This is a genomic window from Actinoallomurus sp. NBC_01490 (assembly GCF_036227085.1).
Lineage (GTDB): Bacteria > Actinomycetota > Actinomycetes > Streptosporangiales > Streptosporangiaceae > Actinoallomurus > Actinoallomurus oryzae.
Genome location: NZ_CP109433.1, coordinates 935,123 through 958,575 on the forward strand (window position 1 = coordinate 935,123; position 23,453 = coordinate 958,575).

Below are 23,453 nucleotides of genomic sequence, written 5' to 3' on the forward strand. Positions count from 1 at the left end.
CGCGCCCCGGAAAGTCCCGTGGGGCCGAAGGAGCATGAGATGGGCTCCGGTTTGCCAATGGGCACGGATAAGCAATCATGGTGACTCGTGGCACGCCTTCCCGGATCCGGTCTGGCAAAGGGCCTCGCGGTCACGCTGCGTACGATGACGCGTCGTTCCGTCACGCGGCAGTACCCCGAGGTTCAGCCCGACCTGCCGCCACGCAGCCGCGGCGTCATCGCCCTCCTCGAGGAGAACTGCACCGTCTGCATGCTGTGCGCCCGGGAGTGCCCCGACTGGTGCATCTACATCGACTCCCACAAGGAGACGCTGCCCGCGCCCGAAGGCGGCCGGCCCCGGGCGCGCAACGTCCTCGACCGGTTCGCCATCGACTTCGCGCTCTGCATGTACTGCGGCATCTGCATCGAGGCCTGCCCCTTCGACGCGCTGTTCTGGTCGCCGGAGTTCGAGTACGCCGAGTACGACATCACCGAGCTGACCCACGAACGCGAGCGGCTGCGCGAATGGATGTGGACGGTGCCTCCGCCGCCCGCCCACGACAAGGGCGCCGAACCACCCCGCGAGCTGCCCAAGGGGCCCAGGAGTCCCGCGGGCCCGGGCGAGGGCAGGGCCCGGTGACCGCCGCCGACATCGTCATCCTGGCGCTCGGCGTGGTCGCGATCGGCTCCGGCGTCATGGTCGTGAGCACCCGCCAGCTCGTGCACGCCGCGCTCTGGCTCGTCGTCTCCTTCGGCGCGCTGGCGGCCTCGTACGTCGTCCTCGCCGCGGAGTTCGTCGCCTGGGTGCAGGTGCTGATCTACGTCGGCGCGGTCGTGGTGCTGCTGCTGTTCGGCATCATGCTGACCCGGGCGCCGATCGGCCGTTCGGAGGACCTCGACTCCGGCAACCGCGTCGTCGCGATCATCACCGCCGGCGCGACCGCCGTCGTCCTCGTCACCACCCTCGTACGGGGCTTCCGCGACGCCTACTTCCCGCTCAAGGCGAGGGTCGGCAGCGGCAGCTCCGGCGTCATCGGCGCCGCCCTCTTCCGCACCTGGGTGCTGCCCTTCGAGGCCCTGTCGGTGCTCCTGCTGGCCGCGCTCATCGGCGCGATCGTGCTCTCCCGCTCCGACATCGGCCCCCAGCAGGCCGAACCCGAGCCCGAGCCGCCCCGGCGTCCCCGGCCCCGCACCCCCGGCCCGCTCGTACGCAGGAAGCCGCGGGGAGCCGACGACGAGGACACGATCGTGCTCGCCCGGATCGACGAGGAGGCCTGAGATGCACCTCGTCTATCCGGTGGTCATCGCGGCGGTGCTGTTCTCGGTGGGCGTGTACGGCGTGCTCGCCCGCCGCAACGCGATCCTCGTGCTCATGTCCGTCGAGCTCATGCTCAACGCGGTCAACCTCAACCTCGTCGTGTTCGACATGCGCTGGGCCGACCGGCTGCACGGCGGGCAGGTGCTCACGCTGTTCGTCATCGTGCTGGCCGCCGCCGAGGTCGGGCTCGGCCTCGCGCTCGTGCTGCTGATCTACCGCAACCGCCAGACGGTCGACGTCGACCGCCTGCGCACGCTCCACGAGGACAGAGAAGAAGGAGCACGCCAGTGATCGTCCTGGCGGCCGTCGCGGTTCTGCTGCCGTTCGCCGCCGCGTTCATCGGCATGATCTTCGGGCCGACCATCTCCCATCTGCTGACCCCGTTCGCCCGCCGCGTCCGCCGCAGCGTCCCGTCGGGCACGGCCAACGGACGGGCGCGGATCCTCGCCCGGCGGCTGCCCGCCAACGGCCCGGCCCTGGTCGCGGTGCTGCCGGTCGCGGCCTCCACGGTCCTGACCGCGGTGATCGCCGTGGTCCTGTGGCAGCGCTCGCAGGTCCGCACGGGCACGCTCACCCTTGTGCGGACCGGCGGGATCCCGTTCGGGATCTCCCTCGACATCGACCGTACGGCCGCGGTCGTCGCCCTGCTGGTCTGCTGCGTGGCGCTCGCCGTACAGGTCTACTCGGTCGCCTACATGCGCGACGACCCGCGCTACTCCTCCTACGCCGCGTTCATCAGCCTCTTCACGTCGGCGATGCTCATCGTCGTGTTCTCGGGCGACCTGCTCGTGCTGTACGTCGGCTGGGAGATCATGGGCGTCTGCTCCTACTTCCTGATCGGCCACTACTGGCACGACCGGGCGACCTCGCGGGCGGCGGTCAAGGCGTTCCTGGTGACCCGCCTCGGTGACGTCGGCTTCCTGTTCGGCATCTTCGTCCTCGGGCTCGCGGCGCACTCCTTCGAGATCCGCACGGTGCTGAGCCGCGTGCCCTCCATGTCGCACACCACGCTGGTCGCGGGCACGCTCCTGCTCCTCTGCGGTGTCGCGGGCAAGAGCGCCCAGTTCCCGCTGCACACTTGGCTGCCGGACGCGATGGCCGGTCCCACGCCGGTGAGTGCGCTGATCCACGCCGCCACGATGGTCGCGGCCGGCATCTACGTGGTCGCCCGCCTCTATGCGGCGTTCCTGTTCGCTCCGGCGACGCTGACCGTCCTCGGGGTGATCGCCGCGATCTCGATGCTGGGCGCCGCGCTGGCCGCCCTCGCCCAGGACGACCTGAAACGCGTTCTGGCCTACTCCACGATCAGCCAGCTCGCGTACATGGGCGGCGGCCTGGCGGTGGGCACCCGCGGCGGCGCGCTGTTCCACCTGCTGGCGCACGGAGCGTTCAAGGCGCTGCTCTTCCTGGGCGCCGGCTGCGTCATCGTCGCGGTCGGCTCCAACATGCTGAGCGCCATGGGCGGCCTGCGGCACGCCATGCCGGTGACGTTCTGGTCGATGACGGTCGGCTTCGCGGCCCTGGCCGGTGTCCCGCCCGCGAGCGGCTTCTTCAGCAAGGACACCATCCTCGCCCAGGCGTGGAAGGTGGCCCGGCAACCCGCGGCGAAGAGCGACTTCGGATGGTTCGCCTACTCCCCACTGGGCTCGGGAACCCCTGCCGGACCGGGGATCCCGCCCTGGACGGCCTGGCTGGTCCTGGTCGCCGGGCTGCTCACCGCCGCCGTCACCGCCGCGTACGCCACCCGCACCTGGCTGGTCGCGTTCTTCGGCGAGAGCCGGTCCTCCTCCGGCGCGCGTGAGGCGACCGGGCTGATGCGCTGGCCCGTGGCGGTGCTCGCCGTCCCGGCGCTGATCCTCGGGTTCTTCGGGCTCGGCAGCGACGAGCTGCGGCCCGAGCTCGGCATCATGCTCCTGTCGCTGCTGTTCGTGCTCGCGGGCGGCGGCGCGGTCTTCCTGGTCTGGAACCGCGACCCGGCGCTCGACCCGGTGCGCCTGCTGGGCCCGGCCCGTCCGCTGCTGCGCGACGGGTTCCGCCTCGACGCCGTCTACCACGTCCTGGTCGTACGGCCGGTCGTGGCGCTCGCGGAGATGGTCGTGCACACCGACGAGCGGGCGGTGGACGCCGCCGTCGTGGGCACGGGCCGGGGCGCGCGGCGGCTCGGCGGCCTGCTGCGCCGGACCGAGAACGGCAATCCGCAGGCGTACGTTTCGGGGGTCATGGCGGGCGTGGTGCTCATCGTTCTCGCGGTGGTGGTGCTCACATGATCCTCACGGCGATGCTGGTCGTGCCGTTCGCAGGCGCCCTGCTCACGCTGTTCGCGCCCGGGGGGAGCCAGCCCCGGCTCACCCGGCTGGCCCGGCTGCACGGCCTGTTCTTCTCGGCGGTGACGCTGGTGCTGGCCGTCGTCGCGGCGGCGGTGTTCGACTACGGCCGGCGCGGCCCGCAGCTCGGCTTCGACCACACGTGGGCGGCCTCCATCGGCCTGCGCTTCCACCTCGGCGTCGACGGCATCTCGCTGCCGCTCGTCGTGCTCACCGCGGCGCTGACCTTCCTGTGCATGGTCTACACCGCGCGGGTGCTGCCCGCGGCCGACGAGGGCACCGGCCCGGCGCGTGCGCTGATCGGGCTGATCCTGCTGCTCGAGGTCGGCATGCTCGGCACGTTCGTCTCCCTCGACCTCGTGCTGTTCTTCGTCTTCTTCGAGGTCGTCCTGATCCCGATGTACTTCGTCATCGCGCACTGGGGCGGATCGCCCGGGGCCCGCGAGCGGGCGCGGGCGGCGGCGAACAAGTTCATCCTCTACACCCTGCTCGGCTCCGGCTTCCTGCTCGTCGGCATCCTGCTGATCGCGGTGAACGCCCACACGCTCGACATGACGACGCTCGCCGCGCGCCACGGCGCAGGCCTGTCGCGCAACGTGCAGCTCGCCGCGTTCGGCCTGGTCGCCGTCGGGTTCGCGGTCAAGACGCCGATGTGGCCGCTGCACACCTGGCTGCCGGACGCGCACACCGAGGCGCCGACCGTCGGTTCGGTCCTGCTCGCCGGCGTCCTGCTGAAGATGGGCACGTACGGCTTCGTCCGCATCGCGGTGCCGGAGGTCCCCGAGGGCGCGCGGGTGCTGGCCCCGTGGCTCGGCCTCCTCGCGGTCATCGGGATCATCTACGGCGCGCTCGCGTGCCTGGCTCAGCGCGAGCTCAAGCGCATGATCGCCTACTCCTCGATAGGCCACATGGGCTTCGTGCTGCTCGGCATCGCGACGCTCACGCCGGTCGGCGTCAACGCCGCGCTGTTCGGCAACATCGCGCACGGGCTCATCACCGGCCTGCTGTTCTTCGTCGCGGGCGCGGTCAAGGAGCGGTACCGCACCGGCGACCTCGACACCCTCGGCGGCGGCATGCTCGCCAAGGCGCCCTACCTCGCCTCGATCCTCACGTTCGCGGCGGTGGCGAGCCTCGGGCTGCCGGGCCTGGCCGGGTTCTGGGGCGAGATGCTCGCGCTGCTCGGCGCGTACCAGCCGCACGCCGGACTGCCGCGCGCGACGTACGTGACGTTCATGGCCCTGGGCGGCCTCGGCGCGGTCCTCACCGCCGCGTACTTCCTGCGCCTGCTCGCGCGGATCACCCACGGGCCGGTCGCCGAGCGCTGGGTCCGCACGCGGTTCGCCGACGTTCGCGCGCACGAGCTGCTCGCCTGGACCCCGCTGATCACGGCCACGCTGTTCATCGGCCTGTGGCCCAAGACGCTCCTCGACCTCACCGACGGCGCCGTACGCGTGCTCCTGGGCGGCCAATGATGATCCAGTCGATCGACTATCTCGCGATCCTGCCGACGCTGATCGTCGCGGTCGGCTCCGTCGTGGTGCTCATGGCCGACGCGTTCGGCACGCCCCGGCGCGTCACCGGCCTGCTGACGGTCCTCGGCCTCGCCGCGGCGGCCGTCGCGCTCGTGCCCGGCCACGGCCGTACGACGTTCTGCACCGGCCGGTCCTGCTCCTACGTCGCCGACGACTTCGCCACGCTCTTCCAGGCGATCGTGCTGCTGACGGCGCTCGTGGTCGTTCTGCTGTCGCACGGCGAGATCGGCCGATCGGCGCTCCCGGCCGGTGAGTACCACTTCCTGCTGCTCGCGGCCGTCACCGGAGCGTTGTTGCTGGCCTCGGGCCGTGACCTGATCACGCTCGTCGTCGCGCTGGAGACGCTGTCGCTGCCGGTGTTCGCGCTGGTGGCCCTGCGCCGCTACGACGGGGTGGCGAGCGAGGCGGCGCTCAAGCTCTTCCTCGTATCGGTCGTGTCGTCGGCGGTGACGCTGTTCGGCATCAGCCTGGTGTACGGCGTGACCGGCGCGATGCACCTCGACCGGGTCGCCGCCGGGCTGGCCCACGTGCCGGCGGACCTCAAGCCGGTCGCGGCGGTCGGCGTCGTCGCGGTGATCGCCGGGTTCGGCTTCAAGGTCGCGGCGGTCCCCTTCCACTTCTGGGCCCCGGACGTCTACCAGGGCGCGCCGCTGCCGGTCGCGGCGTTCCTGTCGGTCGTGTCGAAGGCGGGCGGGTTCGCCGGCCTGACGCTGGTCCTCACCGCCGGGTTCTGGCCGCTCGGCGGCACCTGGGGGCCGCTGCTCGGCGTGCTGTCGGCGGCCACGATGACGCTCGGCAACCTGCTCGCCCTGCGCCAGCGCGACGCCGTGCGCCTGCTCGCCTGGTCGTCGGTGGCCCAGTCGGGCTTCATGCTGGCGCCGCTGGCCGGCGGCACCCGCGTCCGGCCGCTCGAGTCGATGACGGCGACGGCCGCGTACGTCGCCATGTACACGATCATGAACATCGGCGCCTTCGCGGTGGTCACCGTCGTCGCCCGGCGCGGTCGGCGTGACCTCGGCGACTACCGCGGCCTGGCCCGCGCCAACCCGGGCGTCGCGATCGCCCTGGCGTTCTTCCTCGTCTGCCTGGCCGGCCTGCCGCCGGGCGTGATGGGCCTGTTCGCCAAGGTGGTCGTCTTCAGGGCGGCGATCGGCGGCGCCGCGACCTGGCTCGCGGTGATCATGGCGGTGAACACCGTGCTCGGGCTGTACTACTACCTGGGCTGGGCGGCGCGTCTCTTCGCGCCCGCCGAGCGGCCGGAGACGGTGCGCGTCGGGCGTACGGGCGGCATCGCCATCGCGGTCTCCCTGGCCGGCGCGCTCGTCGTGTCGGCAGCCCCTGAGCTGGTGCTCCACGCGGCGGCGCTGGCCGTCCCGTAACGGGGAACATTTCTCCTGGTCAGACCGTTTTACAAACGGGAGCCTGGGGAGGTTTTCAAGGTGCGGTTCAACGGCGTCCGTACGGCGGTCCTGCTCGGCGCGCTGTCGGCACTGATCGTGGTCGTCGGAGGCGCGCTCGGCGGACGCAACGGCCTGGCCATCGCGGTCGTGATCGCGCTGCTCACCAATGGTGTCGCCTATTTCGCGAGCGCCCGCATCGCGCTCTCGGCCATGCGCGCCCGGCAGGTCAGCGAGGTCGAACAGCCCGCGATGTACCGCATCGTCCGCGAGCTGTCCACGGCCGCCCGCGCGCCGATGCCCCGGCTCTACGTCTCACCGACCGTGGCGCCCAACGCCTTCGCGACGGGCCGCAATCCGCGCAACGCGGCGGTCTGCTGCACCCTGGGCATCCTGCAGATCCTCGACGAGCGTGAGCTGCGGGCCGTGCTCGCCCACGAGCTGTCGCACGTCTACAACCGCGACATCCTGATCTCCTCGGTCGCCGGCGCGCTCGCCGCGGTCGTCACCTGGATCGCCAACCTCGCCTGGTTCCTGCCGCTCGGCGGCTCCGATGACGACGACGGCGGCGGCATCCTCGGCGCGCTGCTGCTGATGTTCCTCGGCCCGATCGCCGCGACCATCGTGCAGCTGGCCATCAGCCGCACCCGCGAGTACCAGGCCGACTCCTCCGGCGCCCGGCTCTGCGGCGACCCGCTGGCCCTCGCCTCGGCCCTGCGCAAGATCGAGCACGGCACGCGCCAACTCCCGCTACCCGAGGACGGCCGCCTGGCCTCGGTCAGCCACCTGATGATCGCCAACCCGTTCCGCGGCGAGGGCATCGTCCGCCTGTTCTCCACCCACCCACCGACGGCCGAGCGCATCGCCCGCCTGGAACAGATGGCCGGCTACCGCCGCTAGTTCCGATCGCGGCGATCAACGAGTGGGGATGACAGGGCCGGTGTGACCGCCAGGCCGCGCCAGCAGCTCGACCAGGTCGCGCGGACGCGCGGCGACCGGGTGAGCTCCGACACGGACACCGGCGCGTGCGCCCCATCCGGCGTGCACACCCTGTGCCCCCGCCGCGTCGGCGCAGCCGAGGTCGACTTCGGCGTCGCCCACGTATGCGGTCGCCTCGGCCGGAACTCCGAGCCGCCGCTCGGCCATCAACAGCCCGTCCGGCGCCGGCTTGGGCCGCTCCACCTCATCGCCGGCGACGACCACCTCGAACCGCATGTCGATTCCGGCGGCGGCGAGCATGCTCGTGGCCACTCGCCGTGTGGCCGCCGTGAACACGCCGAGCCGCAGGCCCGCGTCGGTGAGGTCGTCGAGCAGGGCCGGAATGCCGGGGAACGGGCGCAGCTCGGCGACGGCCGGGTCCAGGTGCGCGTGAAAGCGTTCGACCTCGGCGGGGCCGCACGCGCGGCCGAGAAAGTGTGCCAGGACCAGCTCCGTGTGGCCGACATGCCAGCCGGCGACCACCTCATCCGGCGTAACCGGCGGGCCGCCGAGCGATTGGACCGCGTCGGCGTATGCCCGGGACACCGTGGGGACGCTGTCCAAGAGCGTCCCGTCCATATCGAAGACGACCGCACGCATGGCTCAAGATGTTGACCACCTGGTCCCGTTCGGCGCCAGGGCCACTTCGCGAAACTGGCTACGTCCGACCGGTGCCGGGTCGTCCTGCGGGTGGGACCACCCCACCGAACCGTCTCGGTGTTGGCCTGGGCGCGTCTGGAAAGGGGTCAGGAACCGACCTGATCGGTTTCTAGCGTGACCACATGAGCATCACGCCCTTCCGCATCGACATCCCCCAGGCCGACCTGGACGACCTGAACGACCGGCTGGCGCGCACCCGCCTGCCCCGGTCGATGGCGCCCGGAGACGGATGGAACCGCGGCGTCCCGGCCGACGTCCTCGCGGAGCTGGCCGACCACTGGCGCACCAGGTACGACTGGCGGAGGCACGAGGCCGAGCTGAACCGGTTCCCGCAGTACATCACCGAGATCGACGGCCAGGACATCCACTTCCTCCATGTCCGTTCACCGGAGCCGGACGCCCTTCCGCTGCTCCTCACCCACGGCTGGCCGAACTCGATCGTGGAGTTCGCCCGGCTCATCGGCCCGCTCACCGACCCGCGTGCCCACGGCCGTGACCAGGCGTTCCATGTGGTGGTGCCGTCGGTGCCGGGGTTCGGGTTCTCCGCTCCGCCGCGCGAGACGGGCTGGGATCCGTCGCGCGTGGCGCGGACCTGGGTGGAGCTGATGCGCCGCCTCGGCTATGACAGGTACGGAACCGAGGGCGGTGACCTGGGCGCGTACGTCGCCCCGGAGGTCGCCAGGGCCGCTCCGGAGCACGTGGTCGGCGTCTACGTCATCAGCGGGCTCGGCTTCCCGACCGAGGCCGACGTACCCGAGATGAACGATGAGGAGCGGGCCGCGTACGCGCGGATGATGGAGCAGGACTGGGTCAACGGCGTGGACCACCACGCGCTTCTGCGCGCCGCGCCGCAGACCTTCGCCTACGGCTGGCACGACTCACCGGTCGGGGCCCTGGCCTGGATGCTGCAGAAGTTCCATGAGTTCAACGCCGGGGCCAGGCCGCTCGAGGAGGCCATCGACCGTGACCTGTTCCTGACCAACCTGACCCTCTACTGGCTCACCGGGACGTTCGCAACCTCCGCGTGGCCCTACTACGACAGCGCCTCCTCGGCGTGGCCGGAGGGCCAGAAGCCGGTACCCACCGGGGTGTACAGCGGGCCTCCCGGGATCCGCCGGCTCGCCGAACGCGGCAACACCATCGTCCACTGGCCGGAGGACAACCCCGGCGGCCACCACTTCATCGCCATGGACCGCCCGGACGACCTCGCCGCCGACATCGGCAGGTTCTTCGCCAAGCTAGATCATCTACGTTGCCGGCGATCAGCGCGGCCAGGGCCAGCAGCGCGGCGACCGCGGTGAGCCCGCGCAGCACGGAGAACCGCTGACCGAGGAACCCGATCAACGGTGGCCCGCCGAGGAAGGCGAAGTAGCCGATCGAGGCGATAACGCTGACACGTGCGGGCGCCCGCGCCGGGTCGTCGGCCCCGGCGCTCATTCCCACCGGGAAGCCCAGCGAGGTGCCCGCGCCCCACAGGAGCGCTCCGGCGAAGGCGACCGGCGTGGACGGCCCGAAGACGAAGAGCAGCAGTCCGGCGACGGCCAGCGATGAGAGCGCCCGGATCACCACGACCCGCCCGTACCGGTCGAGCAGGCCGGGCCCGACCCACCGGCCGAGGGTCATCGCGGCGAGGAACGCCGCGAACCCCAGCGTGCCGAGGGTGGCGTCCGCGTGGTGGCCGTCGATGAGGGCCACGCTGATCCAGTCGTTCCCGGTGCCCTCGGCGAAGGCGAACGCGAGGACGAACAGCCCGATCAGCAGCGTACGGGGCTCGGTCCAGGCGTTACGGGAGCGGCCGGGCTCTTCCGCGGCGTCGTCGTCCTGGTCGGGCACGAACCGCTGGACCGCGAGCGGTACCACCGCCGCCACGGCGATCGCCACTCCCAGCAGGTGGGCGGTGACGGGCACGTGCAGCGCGACCATCCCGGCGCCGATGACCGCCCCGGCGACCGTACCCAGGCTGAACCCGGCGTGGAATCGGGACATGATCGAGCGGTTCAGGAGACGCTCGACGCGGGCGCCCTGGACGTTCATGGCGACGTCCCACGCGCCGTTGCCCAAGCCGATCAGGAACAGCCCGCAGACGACCGGCAGTACGCCGGCCAGGTAGCCGAAGGAGACGATCACCAGCCCGACCGAGAGGAGCAGGGCCATCGCGGCGACCATCCGGCGCGACCCGAGGCGGGCGAGCACCGGCCCGGACAGCGGCAGCGACAGGACCGAACCCGCCGCGAGGGCGAGCAGCACGAGCCCCAGCTCGGACGGCCGCAGGTGCAGCCGGTCCCGGACCTGGGGAATGCGCGCGGCCCAGCTGGCGAACGCGAGACCGGTTCCGATGAAGGCGACGTACGTGGCGCGGGTGGCGGCCCGTACCCGCGCAGGCGAGGGGACGGTTTCGGACAGGATCAAAGCGCGTCCTCGAAGTGGGGGAAACGCCCTGGCACGGGCGGAACTCACGGTACGCCCAACACCGTCCTGGCCGAGCCGGGAGGATCACCAGAACGCGTCCGGGTAAGCGCGCGTGCGGTTCCGTACGCGGTCGTAGATCGCGCGCAGCCACGGCTCGCAAACCTCGGGCAGCCGCGCCAGCGTGCGGAGGAACAGGTCCCGGTCGGGCCGGAACCGCATGGACGGCAGCAGCGGGGGCGGTTCGTCGCGCCGGGCGTCGTCGGACATCCGGCCCGCCCCGGGAACGGGCCTGCGGTCGTGCCGGAGGGCCAGGTACGTCCAGACCTCGGCGGCCAGCGGCACCGTTCGTCCCGCGTACGGCCATGTCTCTCCGGTCCGCGGATGCCGGGGGACCAGTGCGATGTCGGCGGCAGGGGACCGGCCCGGTCCGGCCAGGGCCAGGCTCTTCGCCGGCGGCGCCGCCGAGGGGAGCAGGTCGTCGAGCGCCGGGCCGAACGTCTCGGCGACCAGGCCGTCGGGGAGATCCACGCGTGCGCCCGACGACACCGCCAGCAGGTGGGCCAGGGCCGCCGAGACCGCCGCCTCCCACAGCGGGCTCCACGCTCCGGACGGCTCGACGGGGCGCTCCTCCGGCAGCGTCTCCCAGCCGAGTGCCCGGGGCGGAGGGTCGTCGCCGGTGATGCGACGCACGGCCCGCGGGTCCAGCCACACCGCCTGCCAGTACGAACAGTCGTCGACGCGGGTCGCCACCGCCCGCCCGCACCGGGTACACGCGAGGTTCGGGCCGTCCCGGCCGTCCAGCCCCAGGCAGTAACCGCCGCAGCGGTCCGGGAGGAGGACCGTGCCGCGGGCGTCGCCCGGCGCGATCGCGACGGCTCCCCGCGGCCCGTACGACAGGGAGGGCACCGGCGCGTACACGCCGCGGGCCTCCGCCTCGTCGGCGCCCACCTCGTCCCACGGCCGCCACGGCGGCCCGAAGGGCTCCGGATCCACCGCGAACGTTCCGGGCTCCATGAACGGAGGGAGGAACTCATGGCCGTACCTGTGGTGCGCGTGGACGGGAAGCGCGACCCGCGACACCGGCGCGGTCAGCGCGGCACCGCACCCGGCGCACCCGAACACGGCCGTCATTCCCACTTCGCCGACTCTGGGTCGACGCCATGAGCCTCGGCATTGGCGAAGATCGCGTCGCGCAGCCAGGCGGCCAGCCCCGGCGCGAGGGCGTCGTAGTGCGCGGCGAACCCGGGATCGGCGACGTACTTCCGCCCCAGGCACACGTGCATCGAGTGCGTGCAGTCGAAGTACGTCGCGATCGACGCGCGGTGCCGCTCCGCGAGGGCGTTCGCCGCGTCCGAGCCGGGCGCGACGCCGGCGCGCCTGGCGGCGGCGAGGTCGGCGTGCAGGGCCTCGGTCGCCGCCGAGACGTCCCGCCAGTCGTCCGCCGTCATCCAGGCCACGCGCTCGGCGTACTGCGTCCACTGCGCGGTGTCGCCCCAGCGGTCCTCGGCGTCCTCGACCCATGCGGGCTGCCAGTCGTCGCCGAAGATCTCACGCTGCTCCTCGGGAGTCAGCCGTATGCCGGTGTTCAACGCCTCCATCATGTGATCGACGGCGTCGACCATCTTCTGCAGGCCGGAGATGCGCTCCACGAGCAGTGACCGCTGCCGGCTCAGGTGGTCGCGCGCGTCGGCGTCCGGGTCGTCGAGGACCCGGCCGATCTCGGCGAGGGAGAACCCGAGCTTCCGGTAGACCAGGACCCGGTGGATCCGGGCGACGTCGTCGCCGGAGTACAACCGGTACCCGGCCCAGGAACGCCCGCTCGGACGCACGAGACCGACCGTGTCCCAGTGGTGCAACGTCTTCACGCTGACCCCGACCAGCGCCGCCGTCCGGCCGACGGTGAGACCGTCGGGGCCGGCCGGTTCGGCGTTCTCTCCGGTGAAGATCGGCTCGTGTCCGCGGGCGTCACTGGGCATCCACCCAGTGTCGCCCACCTCGCCGACGGCGGATCTCCAGAGGCGGAGGTCACCGGAGGCGGGCACGTCAGGCTTTCGGAGTCTCAGCTTCGGGGATCTTCAGGCCCACCGCCCGCAGAGCCTCCGCTCGCTCGCTCCGTGGATCGAGCGGCTGAGCGGCCGTCATGACGACCCGCGCGTTCTCCGGCGTGGTGATCGTCAACTCGATGGAGTTCCACGGCATCTCCCGCGGCCCGCTGGTGCATCCCGGCACGAGTTCCTCGCAGCGGGCGGCGACCTCGTCGATCTGGCGGAGAACGCAGGCGAAGCTGATGCTCATCGCCGCGGCCTCGCCGACTCGTTCCCCGGGCACGAGGAGGACGTCCTGGAAGGCCCAGCGCCGCAGGTGGGTCACGCGATCCGGAATGGAGAACAGGTCGATGAACCCGAGCCCGCGGATCCAGAAGTCCTTCGAGGCCGCGAAGTCGTGGGTGGGAACGTTGACGAACATCGGCATGCCGTAGATCTCCCGATAGACCTCGGGCGCGGTCGCGTCGAATGCCGGCACGGGAACGGGACTGGTGTATTCGCTCACGGGACCTCCTTCGTCGGGAGAGAGACCAGGCGCGCGTGTTCATCGATTCGCTCGCTCCGCTCGCTCATGGGCCGATCGTGGAGCCTCCGGTCGCGTCAGGGTCAAGGCCGGATCGCGAGGCCGCGGCGCGAAGAGAGCCGACGCCCGTGCGGATCGCATGACTTGGGCACCTGCCGGTACCGGTTCCGGCCATCGTCGCCACTGGTCGGTAAGGATCTCTTACTATCGTCCGTCATGCGACGATCAACCGGATTGGCCCTGTTGCTCGCAGGAGGGGTGGTCGCCGGCTCCGGCGTCGCCGTTCCGGCCCAGGCCGCCGTCGGCTCAACCTCGACACGTGCGGTCGCTCCCGGCGATCTGAAGACCGACATCGACCAGATCCTGTCCGACAGCCGCCTGAGCGGCGCGACCGCCGGCGTGACCGTACGGAACGCCCGTACCGGCGCGGTCCTGTACTCCCACGACGCCGACACGCGCGTCGTTCCCGCCTCCAACAACAAGATCGAGACGTCCGCCGCGGCGTTCGGGATCCTCGGCACCGGCTACCGGTTCCGTACGAGCGTCTACACGCGCGGCGACACCCTCTATCTCAAGGGCACCGGCGACCCCACGCTGGGCGCCGCCGCGTACGACCGGCTCGCCGCGGAGGTCGCGGCCAGCGGCGTCAAGACGGTCAAAGGCGACCTGGTCGCCGACGACAGCTGGTTCGAGGGCCCGCGGCTCGGGCCCGACTGGGACCCGACCGACTTCCCCTACTACTACGCCGCCGAGATCTCCGCGCTGACCGTCTCCCCGGACGACGTCTTCGACGTCGGCACGGTCGACGTGGTCGTCACCCCGACCTCGCCCGGGCAGCCGCCGAAGGTCTCGCTCAGCCCCGACACGGGCGTCGTCACGATCGACAACAAGGCGACCACGGGCGCCGCCGGTTCGGCCTCGACGGTCTCGGTGGACCGTACGGTCGGCACCAACACGATCGTCATCAGCGGCTCCATCCCCGCGGACGCCACGTTCGACGACCTGGCCACCGTCCAGGACCCCGCGCTGTACGCCGCGGACGTCTTCCGGCGGGCGCTGAAGGCCCACGGCGTGACGGTCGAGGGCGACACGACGCACGGCACGACGCCGAAGGGCGCCAGGGTGGTCACGACCCGGCGGTCGATCCCCCTGTCCCGGATCGCGACGCCGTACCTGAAGCTGAGCAACAACATGATCGCCGAGACTCTCGTCAAGGAGATCGGCCGCAAGGTCACCGGGCACGGAAGCTGGACCGCCGGCCTGCCGGTGGTCGCGAAGTACCTCAAGACGCTCGGCGTGGACACCTCGCAGGTCAAGCAGACCGACGGCTCGGGGCTCGGCCACACGAACTACACGACGGCCACGCAGATCAGCAACGTGCTGCGGGCCGCGCAGCGCAAGAGCTGGTTCCCGGTCTTCTACAACGCGATCCCGATCGCCGGCCAGCCCGACCAGCTCGTGGGCGGCACGCTCCGCTCGCGCATGGTCGGCACCCCGGCGGCCGGCAACGTCCACGCCAAGACCGGCACGCTGACCGGCGTCAGCGCGCTGTCGGGGTACGTGAAGGACCCGGACGGCCAGCCGCTGATCTTCTCCATCATCTTCAACGGCTACAAGGGCGGCGCTCCGACCGACCTCCAGGACAAGATCGCCGTCCGGCTGGCCGGTGGCTCGTCCGCGGCGACCTCCGCCGTACGGTCCACCGCGCGCTCCTCGGCGCAGAACCTCGAGTGCTCCTGGACGCACTCCTGCTGACGCGGTGCCCGAGAACCGCCCCGTCTCGTGCGGGGCGGTTTCTCATGATGCGAGCGGGTCGTTCTCACCGCGTGAGGACCTCTGGACCGTCGGCGGTGATCGCGACGGTGTGCTCGAAGTGGGCGGCGCGGCTGCCGTCGGCGGTGGCCACCGACCAGCCGTCGGCGAGCGTACGGCCCTCGTCGTCGCCGCTCTCGATGAGCATCGGCTCGATCGCGATGACCAGGCCCTCGCGGAGCTTCATGCCGCGCCCGGGCCGGCCGGTGTTGGGGACGTCCGGAGCCTCGTGCATGGCGGTGCCGATGCCGTGGCCGCCGCAGCCTTCGAGCAGCCCGTACGGCCGGGCGGTGCTCTCCACCGCGTACGAGACGTCGCCGAGCCGCCCGCCGGGCACGGCCGCCGCGATCGCCGCCGTCAGGGCCTCGCGGGTGACCTTCATCAGGCGTTCGGCCGCGTCGTCCACCTGGCCGACGGGCACGGTCACCGCGGCGTCGCCGTGGAAGCCGCGGACGATCGCGCCACAGTCGATCGACAGGATGTCGCCGTCCTTCAACCGTCGCTTGTCGGGGATACCGTGCACGATCACGTCGTTGACCGACAGGCAGAGCGTCGCCGGGTAGGGGGTGTCGGCCCACCGGGGCCGGTAGCCGAGGAACGAGGGTTCGGCACCGTGCTCCTTGATGCAGGCGGCGCCGATGGCTTCGAGTTCGGCCAGGCTGACGCCCGGCTCGACCGCGTCGGCCACGCGCCGCAGGGTCGTGCCCACGACGTGCCCCGCCGCGCGCATCTGGTCCAGCTCCGTCTGGTTCTTCAGAGTCACCATGAGGGTAGATTTTAATACCAGCCTTATAATCTTTGTCCATGGTGCGCACCCCACTGACCGAAGACCAACGCGACCGCGGCCGTGCCCTGGGCCAGATCCTGCGCGCGGCCCGCGGCCCGCGCAGCGCGGCCTCCGTCGCCGCCGAGGCCGGCATCTCCCTCGACACCCTGCGCAAGATCGAACGCGGTGCGATCGCCGTGCCGGCCTTCTTCACGGTCTCGGCGCTCGCCGCCACGCTCGGCCTCGACCTGACGGAGCTGGCCCGGCGGCTGGAGGTCACCGAGGGCTCCCGCCTGGCCGGCTGATGACCGACTCGCGGGAGGTGCTGACGCGGTCGGCGCCGCCTCCGGACCTGACACTGCGGTACGGCCCGCTCCCGGACCACGTCATCGACGTCCGCCTGCCGTCTTCCGGAGCTGGGGCGCCGCTCGTGGTCGTGTTGCACGGGGGCTTCTGGCGGTCCGCGTACGACCGTACGCACACGGGCCCGATGGCCGGCGCCCTGGCCGCGGCCGGGTACGTGGTCGCGATCCCGGAGTACCGCCGTACGGGCCGGGAGGGCGGCGGCTGGCCGGGCACGTTCGAGGACGTCGCCGCGGCCCTGGACGCCGTACCGTCGCTGCTGGAGCCGTACGCGACGACGCCACCGGTGGTGCTGGGCCATTCGGCGGGCGGCCACCTGGCGGTGTGGGCCGCGACCCGGCCGTCGGCGCGAATGCGGGCGGTGGTGTCACTGGCGGGCTGCCTCGACCTGGCGATGTGCGCCGACCTGCACCTGGACGACGACGCGACGGACCTGCTGCTGGGCGGCTCGCCCACCGAGGCGCCGGACCGGTACGCCGCCGCCGACCCCGCCCGGCTGCCCCTGCCCACGGCTCCGGTGAAGCTGTTGCACGGCACGTCCGACGACCGCGTCCCGATCGAGGTGAGCCGCTCCTACGCCACGCGCCTGGGCGTACCGCTGCGGGAACTCCCCGGGGTCGGCCACTTCGCCTTGATCGATCCGCTGTCCCGCGCCTGGCCGGCCGTACTGGAGGCGCTGCCGCGCTGATGCCACTGCCGTGGGGGGCGGTAAGGGGTGCATCCCCGAGGCGAAAAGCCCAGGTCAAGCCCTCGTGCGGGCGTTTTCTGGTGATTTGTGTGGGGCAGACTGCGCGGTAGGTGACCATGTGCCGCCAGGGCACTGCGAGTCCCGGTCGTGCTCTTGGATTCTCCTCGCCGGCCCTCGGCTCCATCTCATGAGGAGGTAACCCGTGAGTATCAGGAAGCGTATGGCGCTTACCGCGGCAGGGCTGGTCTTCGCGGCCGGCACCACACTCGTAGGAGGTCAGGCCGGCGCGACCACCTCGGCCGGCGCGGCATCCGTGTCTCGGGGAGTGATCGATGGTGAGTCGGCGACCACCGCCGCCGACAGCCTTCGACGTCCGAGATGCCGCCGGTACGTACGGGGCCATTTCGTGAGAAGGCGCGTGCGCGGAAGGCTCCGCCGGGTCTGGATAGCGGGCCACTGGCTGCCCAGAGGCTGCAGGCGCCGGTAACCCGGCCGGGCGAGGGGGCGCGTCACGCCCCCTCCCTGCCTGCCCTATCGGTCATGGAGGACGGCGTCTGTCTGGACCGGCGAAGTGTTGTGTGATGCGGAAGCCGCTTACGCGGCACATCGAGTCGTACGCGCGTCAGAACCGACGAGCAGGCCCGTCGCATGCCTTCTTCATGGCTCAACGAGTTTCATGGCTCAACGAGCCCGACCCGATGCACCGCGCAGCCTTGAGACCGACGCCGGAGCCCGTTGTGGCTCTCGGGTGTGCTCGCGTACAGATGGTGCCGTCCGCGTGGTGCCGTCCGTGCCGGCAGGCGAGTGCCCGTGCGGCTAGCGGTAGTTGGTGAACTGCAGGGCGACGTCGAGGTCCTTCTCCTTGAGCAGGGCGATCACCGACTGGAGCTCGTCCTTCTTCTTGGAGCTGACCCGAAGCTCGTCCCCCTGAATCTGCGCCCGGACCCCCTTGGGCCCCTCATCCCGGATGATCTTGCCGATCTTCTTGGCGTCCTCCTGAGAGATCCCCTCCTTGAGGCCGACCGTGAGCTTGTAGAGCTTCCCGGACGCCTTGGGCTCCCCAGCGTCGATGGACTTGAGCGAAATCTTCCGCTTGACGAGCTTGTCCTTGAACACGTCGAGCGCGGCGTTCGCCCGCTCCTCACTGTTGGCCTGGACCTCGATGGTCTCCCCGGCCCACCGGATCCCCGCATCCACGTTCCGGAAGTCGAACCGCGTCGCGATCTCCTTGGCCGCCTGGTTCAGAGCGTTGTCCACCTCCTGCCGATCGATCTTGGACACGATGTCGAAAGAGCTGTCTGCCACTTTGCGTCCTCACAGAGAATGACGATCTCACCGACAGAGTAGTGAGACCGCGCCCCACAGGCCCCTCCGACGCCACCACCCACCGGCAGCGAATCCGATGTCACCTTAGGGTTCAGAGTCCGCTATCCTTCAGAGCGTCGTTACGGACGACGTGACGGCGGGTTGCCCGAGTGGCCAATGGGAGCGGACTGTAAATCCGTCGGCTTAGCCTACCCAGGTTCGAATCCTGGACCCGCCACAGCAGCGCAAACAGCCCCCCACCTGCGATGACAGCGGTGAGGGGCTGTTTCGTTCCTGTCCGACTGTGTCCGACCCGATGCGGCTGTCTACGGCTGGCCGGGTTGAATACGGGTTGAAGTTCGGGACGGTGTCCACCCTCGTCTCCGTTCCGAGGTGACCCGAAGCGATCGAAGGTGTGAGCACGCGGTCGGCGTCATCACGCGAACAGGATCAAGTGTCCGTGTGGTGACCGACGAGGGCCAGCGTGTCAGTCGTCGCGTCGTTCCTCTGCTTAGCGCATGAACAGACGAGCGACCATGCGACCCCGCTCTGTGGACTACGTGTCCGATGGGCTGTGTCGGGGGACCGGATCGCGCTGCTAGGCACAACCGGACTGGGTGTGCTGGCTTTGATGCCGATGCGCTACGTCGGGTTGCCCGATTCTGGGTATCCCCCAGCCGACGGGGGCGACTGTCGGGTCAACCGAGGCGCGTCCCGTCGCTGGGCGTGCGCCACGCCAGGTATGGCATTTAAGCAGGTCAGGCTGCGTTTGCGTAATGTCCCTTTATAAGAACCCATTAGGTGCTCCCAGGGAAAGGCCGGAAGCGAAGCAGAAAATTGCCGGAACCTGGCGCTTCTGAGCTATTATCGGGAGGCGGGTGTGTCGAAGGCAGACGCACCTTGATCGTTATCCGTAGAAGGGAGCCATCTAATGTCTGATACTGACGTATCTACTCCGGAGGAAGAGGACGACGGCGACGAGGGTGACGCCCGTAGGCGCTCGCCCAACTGGCGCAAGCGCCTACGGGACGCTCTGCTGATTTCCCAGGTAGTGTGCGTAGTCGTGCAATGCTTCGACTACGCACACGTCTTCCTCAACCGGTAGGAACCAGCTACCCGGCGAGCGGCGGGCAGGCTGCTCGCTAGGCCACAGGATGCCCTCGACGGGCGACCGTCGGGGGCATCACTCATGTGAACAGAATACCAGAACGTAAGAGAACATCAGATAAGCTCCACAGATTTATGGAACAGATTTGGAGGAATTACTAGCCGCGAGATTTACTCAGAAGATCTAAAGTTCGACAGATTGATGCAGAGACCGCGGACAGAAAACTAGACAGAAAAACTTGTACAGACCTCGCTGACAGCACGAGCGATACAGCCGCCACGACAGTCAGTGCCGTGGCGGCCGTATCGGCCAAACGTCGTTTCCGCAGCTCACCCGGTCACCCCGTCCGGTTGGTGCCTGTACCGTCGGCTTGGCCGCGACCGTTGGTGCTCGGTCAGCGCCCTACACCTTGGTCGCCTCGGTGATCCGGCGCTTCGCCTCGTCCTCTTGGCCGGCGACGCACTTGGCGTACACGCGGAGCAGGACGTCAACGCTGTGCCCCGCCCAGGCGGCCACCTGGGCGGGTGGGACTCCGGCGCTGAGCCAGGTAGAGACGGCGGCGTGGCGGAGCGCGTACGGTGTCTCGGCGAGTGGCGAGGCAGCCTCCTCGGTGGTGAAAGCCTCGGCCCGAGCCTTGTGCCAGATGCCCAGGTACGTGCGATCGGTCATGATCCCGCCGCGCGGGCCGACGAAGAGCCGGGCGCCAGGCCGGATCTTGAACTGCTCGATGTGGTTGCGCAGGATCCGAACGAGTTCGGGATGTACGGGCACAGGGCGTGTCTCGCCGGGCGCGCGGTGCTTGAGGGGTTGCCGGTCTCGTGGCTTCCCGCTGTTGGTCCAGCGCGAGCCGCTGCGAGGTTCGGCGTGGGTGAGTCGCATCTCTCCCCATCCCTCCTCTGGTAGAGAGACGAGGTGTTCCGTTCGGAGGTCTACGGCTTCCTCAGGCCGTAGGGCCGCGTAGTACATAACCGCGAAGAACGCCACCATGCGCGGGCCTCGCTCGCCCTGGTGACCAACTGCCGTCAGCAGGCGCGCGGCCTGTTCCGGGCCGACGACGAGTCGCATGTCGAGCGCCTGAACGATACGGGGCTTGGTCCACTTGATGTGCTTGAGCGGGTTGCCGGACAGGATGCGACGCTCACACGCATACTCCATGGCGTTGTTCAAGGTCATGCGCTTCCGGTTCGCCGTGCTGCCAGCGGCCGGCGTACCGTCCTGCTTCTTGCTCAGGCGGTCGAGCACGACACGCGCCAAGGCGGCTCCGTTCCGTTCGGGGTCGAGCTCCGACATGTCGATGGTGTTGCGCTCCAACCAGCGCACGACCGGGATGAAACTCTCGGGCGCCTCGTCGCCCTTTTGGAGGCGTCCGCTGTAGGCCCAGCCTCGCAGAGCGGCGCGGAGCTGCTCTTTAGTCGGTGCCCCCTTCCCGGTCTTGAGCATGACCTCAGTCGCGTCGGTGAGCGCCTCGGCGATACCGCGTCGATGATTCGGAGAGGCGTAGGGCCACTTGGCTGCGGCGTAGTCGAGCGAGAAGGCGTACCAACTGATCGCGTTCTCTTCGCGCTGCCATGCGGCGGGTCGGCCTGTCTCCAGGCTGAACGCCTCGCCGTTTTTCGTGGCCGTGATCAGCGCGGCACGGAAACTCTCGGCCTGTGCCTTGTTGCGGAAGGGCGCGGACCAGCGCTTGGGGCCGACCTTCCACCGCACCGTGTAGGTCGTGACCCTGGTGCCCTTGCGGACGTGCGTCTCGTGTATGCGGACGTCGTAGGTGGTGTCCTGCATCAGACGGCGTCCTCTCGTGCGTCGAGCCAGCGGTCGAGTTCGGTTCGGCGGATGCGGAGGCTGCCGTTGGGCAGGGTGATGCAGCGTGGGGCCTTCTGCTTGGCTCGCCAGTCGTAGAAGGTGGAGCGGGAGATGCCGAGTTCGGCGCAGACCTCGGCGAGGGTGAGCTTGTCGCGGTTGCGTTCGGCGGTCTTCACGGAGTCGCGTCCTCCAACGTCGTGATCGGTTGGGATCGCGTGGCCGGCGGCGTGCTTGGTGGCTGTCCGCTGGTCACGGCCGGGCTCTGGCAGTGGGCGCCGGAGGTGGTCGCGGGGGCTGAAGCAGGTAAGCGGAAATCAGCAGAATCATTTGTGCTGCTTTTCGCTTACGCGCTTCAGGGCGTCGGGACGGCGCGGACGGCTGGTGGCGCGGCGCTTGCATGGTCATCGGTTGGCCCCCAACACGGCGGGGTGGACCTCGTACGTAGGCGCGGCCGGGCGCCCTCGGCCGGTCCTCGGTGGGGAGGGCAGGCGGCGTATCCAGCCGTGCGTTTCCAGGACGCCCAGGGCGGGCTCAAGGTCGGTGATCTTCTTGAAGCGGGCGCGTAGCGGAGGTTGGGCGTCGCGTGCGGCGAAGCGGGTACGGCCGGTGTTGCGCGCCCAGTCCAGGAGGGCTTTGGCGTCGGCGGTGGCGGGGTCGGCGCCGATGGCGTCGTAGGCGGCTTTGGCGTGGGTGGTGAAGTACTCGCCGATGTCGGCCGCGTCGGCGAAGGTGTCGGCGGTGATGGGCCTGTTCCAGCCGTCGCGCAGGTGTTTGGCGAGGTGAAGGAGTCCGGCGATGCGGACGGTGGCGCCGACGAGTTTGCCGCCCCAGTCGGTCATGTGGGCCAGGTCGCCGTCTGGTCGGAACCGGGGTTCGGTGTCGGCGAGAAGCTGAGTGATCGCGGCTTGCGCGTCGAGCGTGAAGGTGAGTGTCGTCGGCGCGGCGAGGCGTGCGAGGGACAGCACGAGGGCTTTCATGCTGGTTCGGTAGGTCGCCTCCTGATCGGCGGGCATGGGATCGGGTCGGTTCTTGCGATGCCCGAGGAGGGAGTCGGGGAGGGCGTAGAGCAGGCGTCCGAGGAGTCCTTGGTCGCGAAACTGGGGTGTGTCGCCGAGTTCGGCCAGGACGCCGGGTTGCGTGCAGATACCGAGGGTGACGGTGGCGGCGTCGATGTGTTCGGACTCGCGGCCCATGCGGTCGACGCGCATCTCCTCGCCCGCGTGGCCTTTCTTCAACACGGCGAAGTTCGGGGCGCCGGAGTAGCGGCCTGCGGCGATGGAGAAGATCTCTCCCTCAGGGGAGAGCACGGCCATCCGGCCGCCCTGTTCACACAGCAGGGAGGTCAGGACTTCCACGGTCGCATCGTCGGAGTACAACCGCGGCCGCGCCGGAACCACGGCGGCATCCAGGGCGAGTTTGGCTTCGGTGGCCTCGGTGAGCGCGAGCGCCCGTTGGGTGGGGTCGAGTGCGGCGGCGTTCTCGGCCGTCTTCGCGGTCTTGTCGGCATGCGCCTCGGCAACGCGGCGGGCGATGACGGCTTCGGCGATGAGCGGTTCGGCTTCGGTGATCAGGGTCTGTTCGGCGGCCTTGATCGGGGCGCACATGGCCCGGTAGACCTCGGACTTGCGGTTGCCGGGCGGCAGGATCACGACGACGAACAGGTTCGCCGGTTCCCGCCAGGCCGGCGCCTGGATCCACACCTTCCCTCCGGCCGCGACGGCGAGCACGGCCAGGGCCAGGCACCCGGCGAGGTCCGGTGGGGTCTGGGTGACCTCGGCGAGCGAAGCCGCGTACCCCCCGAGCCAGTCCGGGAACGTCCACAGCGGAAAGCTCGGCAGGCCGGTCGTGGTCGAGGTGAGCGGCGTGGGCTCGGCCCAGCCTCGTACGTCGGTTGAGGCGACGGCGGCGAACTCGGCGGCCACCGCGCCGCGCAGGTTCGCGGCGTCGTCGCCGGTGGCGCAGTAGCCGAGTTCGGTGAGACGGTCGCCGGCTTCGATGACCCTTCGGGCGTAGGCGAGGTCGCGGATCATGCAGGCGTAGTAACCGGCGTTGGTGGCGGCCGGGACCTGGGCGATGAGGTTGTGCAGGTAGAGCGCGCCGCCGGTGGTGGCCAGGTCGCGTCCGAGTTCGGCGCCAACGGCGAGCGGGTCAAACGGGGCGCCTCGGTCGGCCAGAGCGGTGATCGCTTCCCAGATCCGTAGGTGCGCCGGGCGGTAGAACTCGTTGCCGTCGAGCAGCTTGCGGACGTCGGTCAGCGCGGCGGGTGAGAGCATCGCCGCGCCGAGCACGACTTGTTCGGCGCCGATGTTGTGCGGTGGCGTGCGGTCAAAGTCGGCCTCGGGCGTCTCGCCGTCGATGACGCGGAGCGGGTTTGGCTTGGCCACGGGTGCGGGTCCCCTTCGGGGTTGGGTCGGTGCCCCGCCGCGCTGGGGGCGGCGGGGCGG

The 23,453-nt window shown here is 70.4% G+C and carries 20 protein-coding genes, 1 tRNA gene and 1 pseudogene; 12 read left to right on the top strand and 10 right to left on the bottom strand.

The window, feature by feature from the left end; all coding sequences use genetic code 11:
* Positions 1 to 144 precede the first annotated feature (144 nt).
* From OG417_RS04845 to htpX, 7 genes are read left to right on the top strand one after another with little or no spacing between them, the layout of a single operon-like run.
* Complete coding sequence (locus tag OG417_RS04845; protein ID WP_329250340.1) at positions 145 to 618, top strand: 4Fe-4S binding protein; 474 nt, start codon at positions 145 to 147, stop codon at positions 616 to 618.
* Positions 615 to 1,256 (top strand): NADH-quinone oxidoreductase subunit J family protein, encoded by a 642-nt coding sequence (locus OG417_RS04850; protein ID WP_329250342.1) that lies wholly within the window; start codon positions 615 to 617, stop codon positions 1,254 to 1,256. The genes OG417_RS04845 and OG417_RS04850 overlap by 4 nt, the downstream gene beginning before the upstream one ends.
* Before the next feature lies 1 nt (position 1,257).
* Positions 1,258 to 1,587, top strand: a complete 330-nt coding sequence (gene nuoK / locus OG417_RS04855; protein ID WP_285582414.1) for an NADH-quinone oxidoreductase subunit NuoK — start codon at positions 1,258 to 1,260, stop codon at positions 1,585 to 1,587.
* Positions 1,584 to 3,563, top strand: coding sequence for an NADH-quinone oxidoreductase subunit 5 family protein (locus OG417_RS04860; protein ID WP_329250345.1), 1,980 nt, complete (start codon positions 1,584 to 1,586; stop codon positions 3,561 to 3,563). Before nuoK ends, OG417_RS04860 begins: the two co-directional genes overlap by 4 nt.
* On the top strand, positions 3,560 to 5,092 hold the full coding sequence (locus OG417_RS04865) for a complex I subunit 4 family protein (RefSeq protein ID WP_329250347.1): 1,533 nt from the start codon (positions 3,560 to 3,562) through the stop codon (positions 5,090 to 5,092). The genes OG417_RS04860 and OG417_RS04865 overlap by 4 nt, the downstream gene beginning before the upstream one ends.
* Positions 5,092 to 6,531 carry an NADH-quinone oxidoreductase subunit N gene (locus OG417_RS04870; RefSeq protein WP_329250350.1) on the top strand — a complete coding sequence of 480 codons (1,440 nt, stop codon included), beginning with the start codon at positions 5,092 to 5,094 and terminating at the stop codon, positions 6,529 to 6,531. The genes OG417_RS04865 and OG417_RS04870 overlap by 1 nt, the downstream gene beginning before the upstream one ends.
* A 60-nt stretch (positions 6,532 to 6,591) precedes the next feature.
* Positions 6,592 to 7,449 (top strand): zinc metalloprotease HtpX, encoded by an 858-nt coding sequence (gene htpX / locus OG417_RS04875; RefSeq protein ID WP_329250352.1) that lies wholly within the window; start codon positions 6,592 to 6,594, stop codon positions 7,447 to 7,449.
* A gap of 15 nt (positions 7,450 to 7,464) precedes the next feature.
* Here htpX and OG417_RS04880 read toward each other — a convergent pair whose 3' ends face one another.
* Positions 7,465 to 8,127 (bottom strand): HAD family hydrolase, encoded by a 663-nt coding sequence (locus tag OG417_RS04880; RefSeq protein WP_329250355.1) that lies wholly within the window; start codon positions 8,125 to 8,127, stop codon positions 7,465 to 7,467.
* Positions 8,128 to 8,309: 182 nt separating this feature from the next.
* Between OG417_RS04880 and OG417_RS04885 the strand changes: the two genes are divergently transcribed.
* Complete coding sequence (locus OG417_RS04885) at positions 8,310 to 9,488, top strand: epoxide hydrolase family protein (protein WP_329250357.1); 1,179 nt, start codon at positions 8,310 to 8,312, stop codon at positions 9,486 to 9,488.
* 124 nt (positions 9,489 to 9,612) lie between these two features.
* Here the strand turns inward: OG417_RS04885 and OG417_RS04890 are convergent.
* The 4 genes and pseudogenes from OG417_RS04890 to OG417_RS04905 all read right to left on the bottom strand — a co-directional run.
* Positions 9,613 to 10,644: pseudogene (locus tag OG417_RS04890) on the bottom strand (MFS transporter); the annotation flags it as partial.
* A gap of 36 nt (positions 10,645 to 10,680) precedes the next feature.
* Positions 10,681 to 11,727 (bottom strand): hypothetical protein, encoded by a 1,047-nt coding sequence (locus tag OG417_RS04895; RefSeq protein ID WP_329262110.1) that lies wholly within the window; start codon positions 11,725 to 11,727, stop codon positions 10,681 to 10,683.
* Positions 11,724 to 12,572, bottom strand: a complete 849-nt coding sequence (locus OG417_RS04900) for a MerR family transcriptional regulator (protein ID WP_329250360.1) — start codon at positions 12,570 to 12,572, stop codon at positions 11,724 to 11,726. The genes OG417_RS04895 and OG417_RS04900 overlap by 4 nt, the downstream gene beginning before the upstream one ends.
* A gap of 67 nt (positions 12,573 to 12,639) precedes the next feature.
* Positions 12,640 to 13,146, bottom strand: coding sequence for a VOC family protein (locus OG417_RS04905; RefSeq protein ID WP_329250363.1), 507 nt, complete (start codon positions 13,144 to 13,146; stop codon positions 12,640 to 12,642).
* A 234-nt stretch (positions 13,147 to 13,380) separates the two neighbouring features.
* Between OG417_RS04905 and dacB the strand changes: the two genes are divergently transcribed.
* Entirely contained in the window at positions 13,381 to 14,919 is a 1,539-nt protein-coding gene (dacB, locus tag OG417_RS04910; protein WP_329250366.1) for a D-alanyl-D-alanine carboxypeptidase/D-alanyl-D-alanine endopeptidase, read from the top strand.
* 64 nt (positions 14,920 to 14,983) lie between these two features.
* On the opposite strand, the gene map is transcribed toward dacB, so the two are convergent.
* Complete coding sequence (map, locus tag OG417_RS04915; RefSeq protein ID WP_329250369.1) at positions 14,984 to 15,742, bottom strand: type I methionyl aminopeptidase; 759 nt, start codon at positions 15,740 to 15,742, stop codon at positions 14,984 to 14,986.
* A gap of 38 nt (positions 15,743 to 15,780) precedes the next feature.
* Between map and OG417_RS04920 the strand changes: the two genes are divergently transcribed.
* Positions 15,781 to 16,047, top strand: a complete 267-nt coding sequence (locus OG417_RS04920) for a helix-turn-helix transcriptional regulator (protein WP_329250371.1) — start codon at positions 15,781 to 15,783, stop codon at positions 16,045 to 16,047.
* A complete protein-coding gene (locus OG417_RS04925; RefSeq protein ID WP_329250374.1) occupies positions 16,047 to 16,793 on the top strand; it encodes an alpha/beta hydrolase family protein in 747 nt (248 codons plus the stop codon). The genes OG417_RS04920 and OG417_RS04925 overlap by 1 nt, the downstream gene beginning before the upstream one ends.
* Before the next feature lie 816 nt (positions 16,794 to 17,609).
* Here OG417_RS04925 and OG417_RS04930 read toward each other — a convergent pair.
* Complete coding sequence (locus OG417_RS04930) at positions 17,610 to 18,098, bottom strand: YajQ family cyclic di-GMP-binding protein (protein ID WP_329250377.1); 489 nt, start codon at positions 18,096 to 18,098, stop codon at positions 17,610 to 17,612.
* A gap of 156 nt (positions 18,099 to 18,254) precedes the next feature.
* Here OG417_RS04930 and OG417_RS04935 point away from each other — a divergent pair.
* Positions 18,255 to 18,336, top strand: a tRNA-Tyr gene (locus OG417_RS04935).
* Positions 18,337 to 19,608: 1,272 nt separating this feature from the next.
* On the opposite strand, the gene OG417_RS04940 is transcribed toward OG417_RS04935, so the two are convergent.
* The 3 genes from OG417_RS04940 to OG417_RS04950 form a co-directional block, all read right to left on the bottom strand.
* Entirely contained in the window at positions 19,609 to 20,988 is a 1,380-nt protein-coding gene (locus tag OG417_RS04940) for a tyrosine-type recombinase/integrase (protein WP_329250380.1), read from the bottom strand.
* Entirely contained in the window at positions 20,988 to 21,185 is a 198-nt protein-coding gene (locus tag OG417_RS04945) for a helix-turn-helix transcriptional regulator (RefSeq protein WP_329250382.1), read from the bottom strand. The genes OG417_RS04940 and OG417_RS04945 overlap by 1 nt, the downstream gene beginning before the upstream one ends.
* 225 nt (positions 21,186 to 21,410) lie before the next feature.
* Positions 21,411 to 23,393: a YfjI family protein gene (locus tag OG417_RS04950; RefSeq protein WP_329250385.1), complete on the bottom strand. Its 1,983-nt coding sequence runs from the start codon at positions 23,391 to 23,393 to the stop codon at positions 21,411 to 21,413.
* Between the last annotated feature and the right edge of the window lie 60 nt (positions 23,394 to 23,453).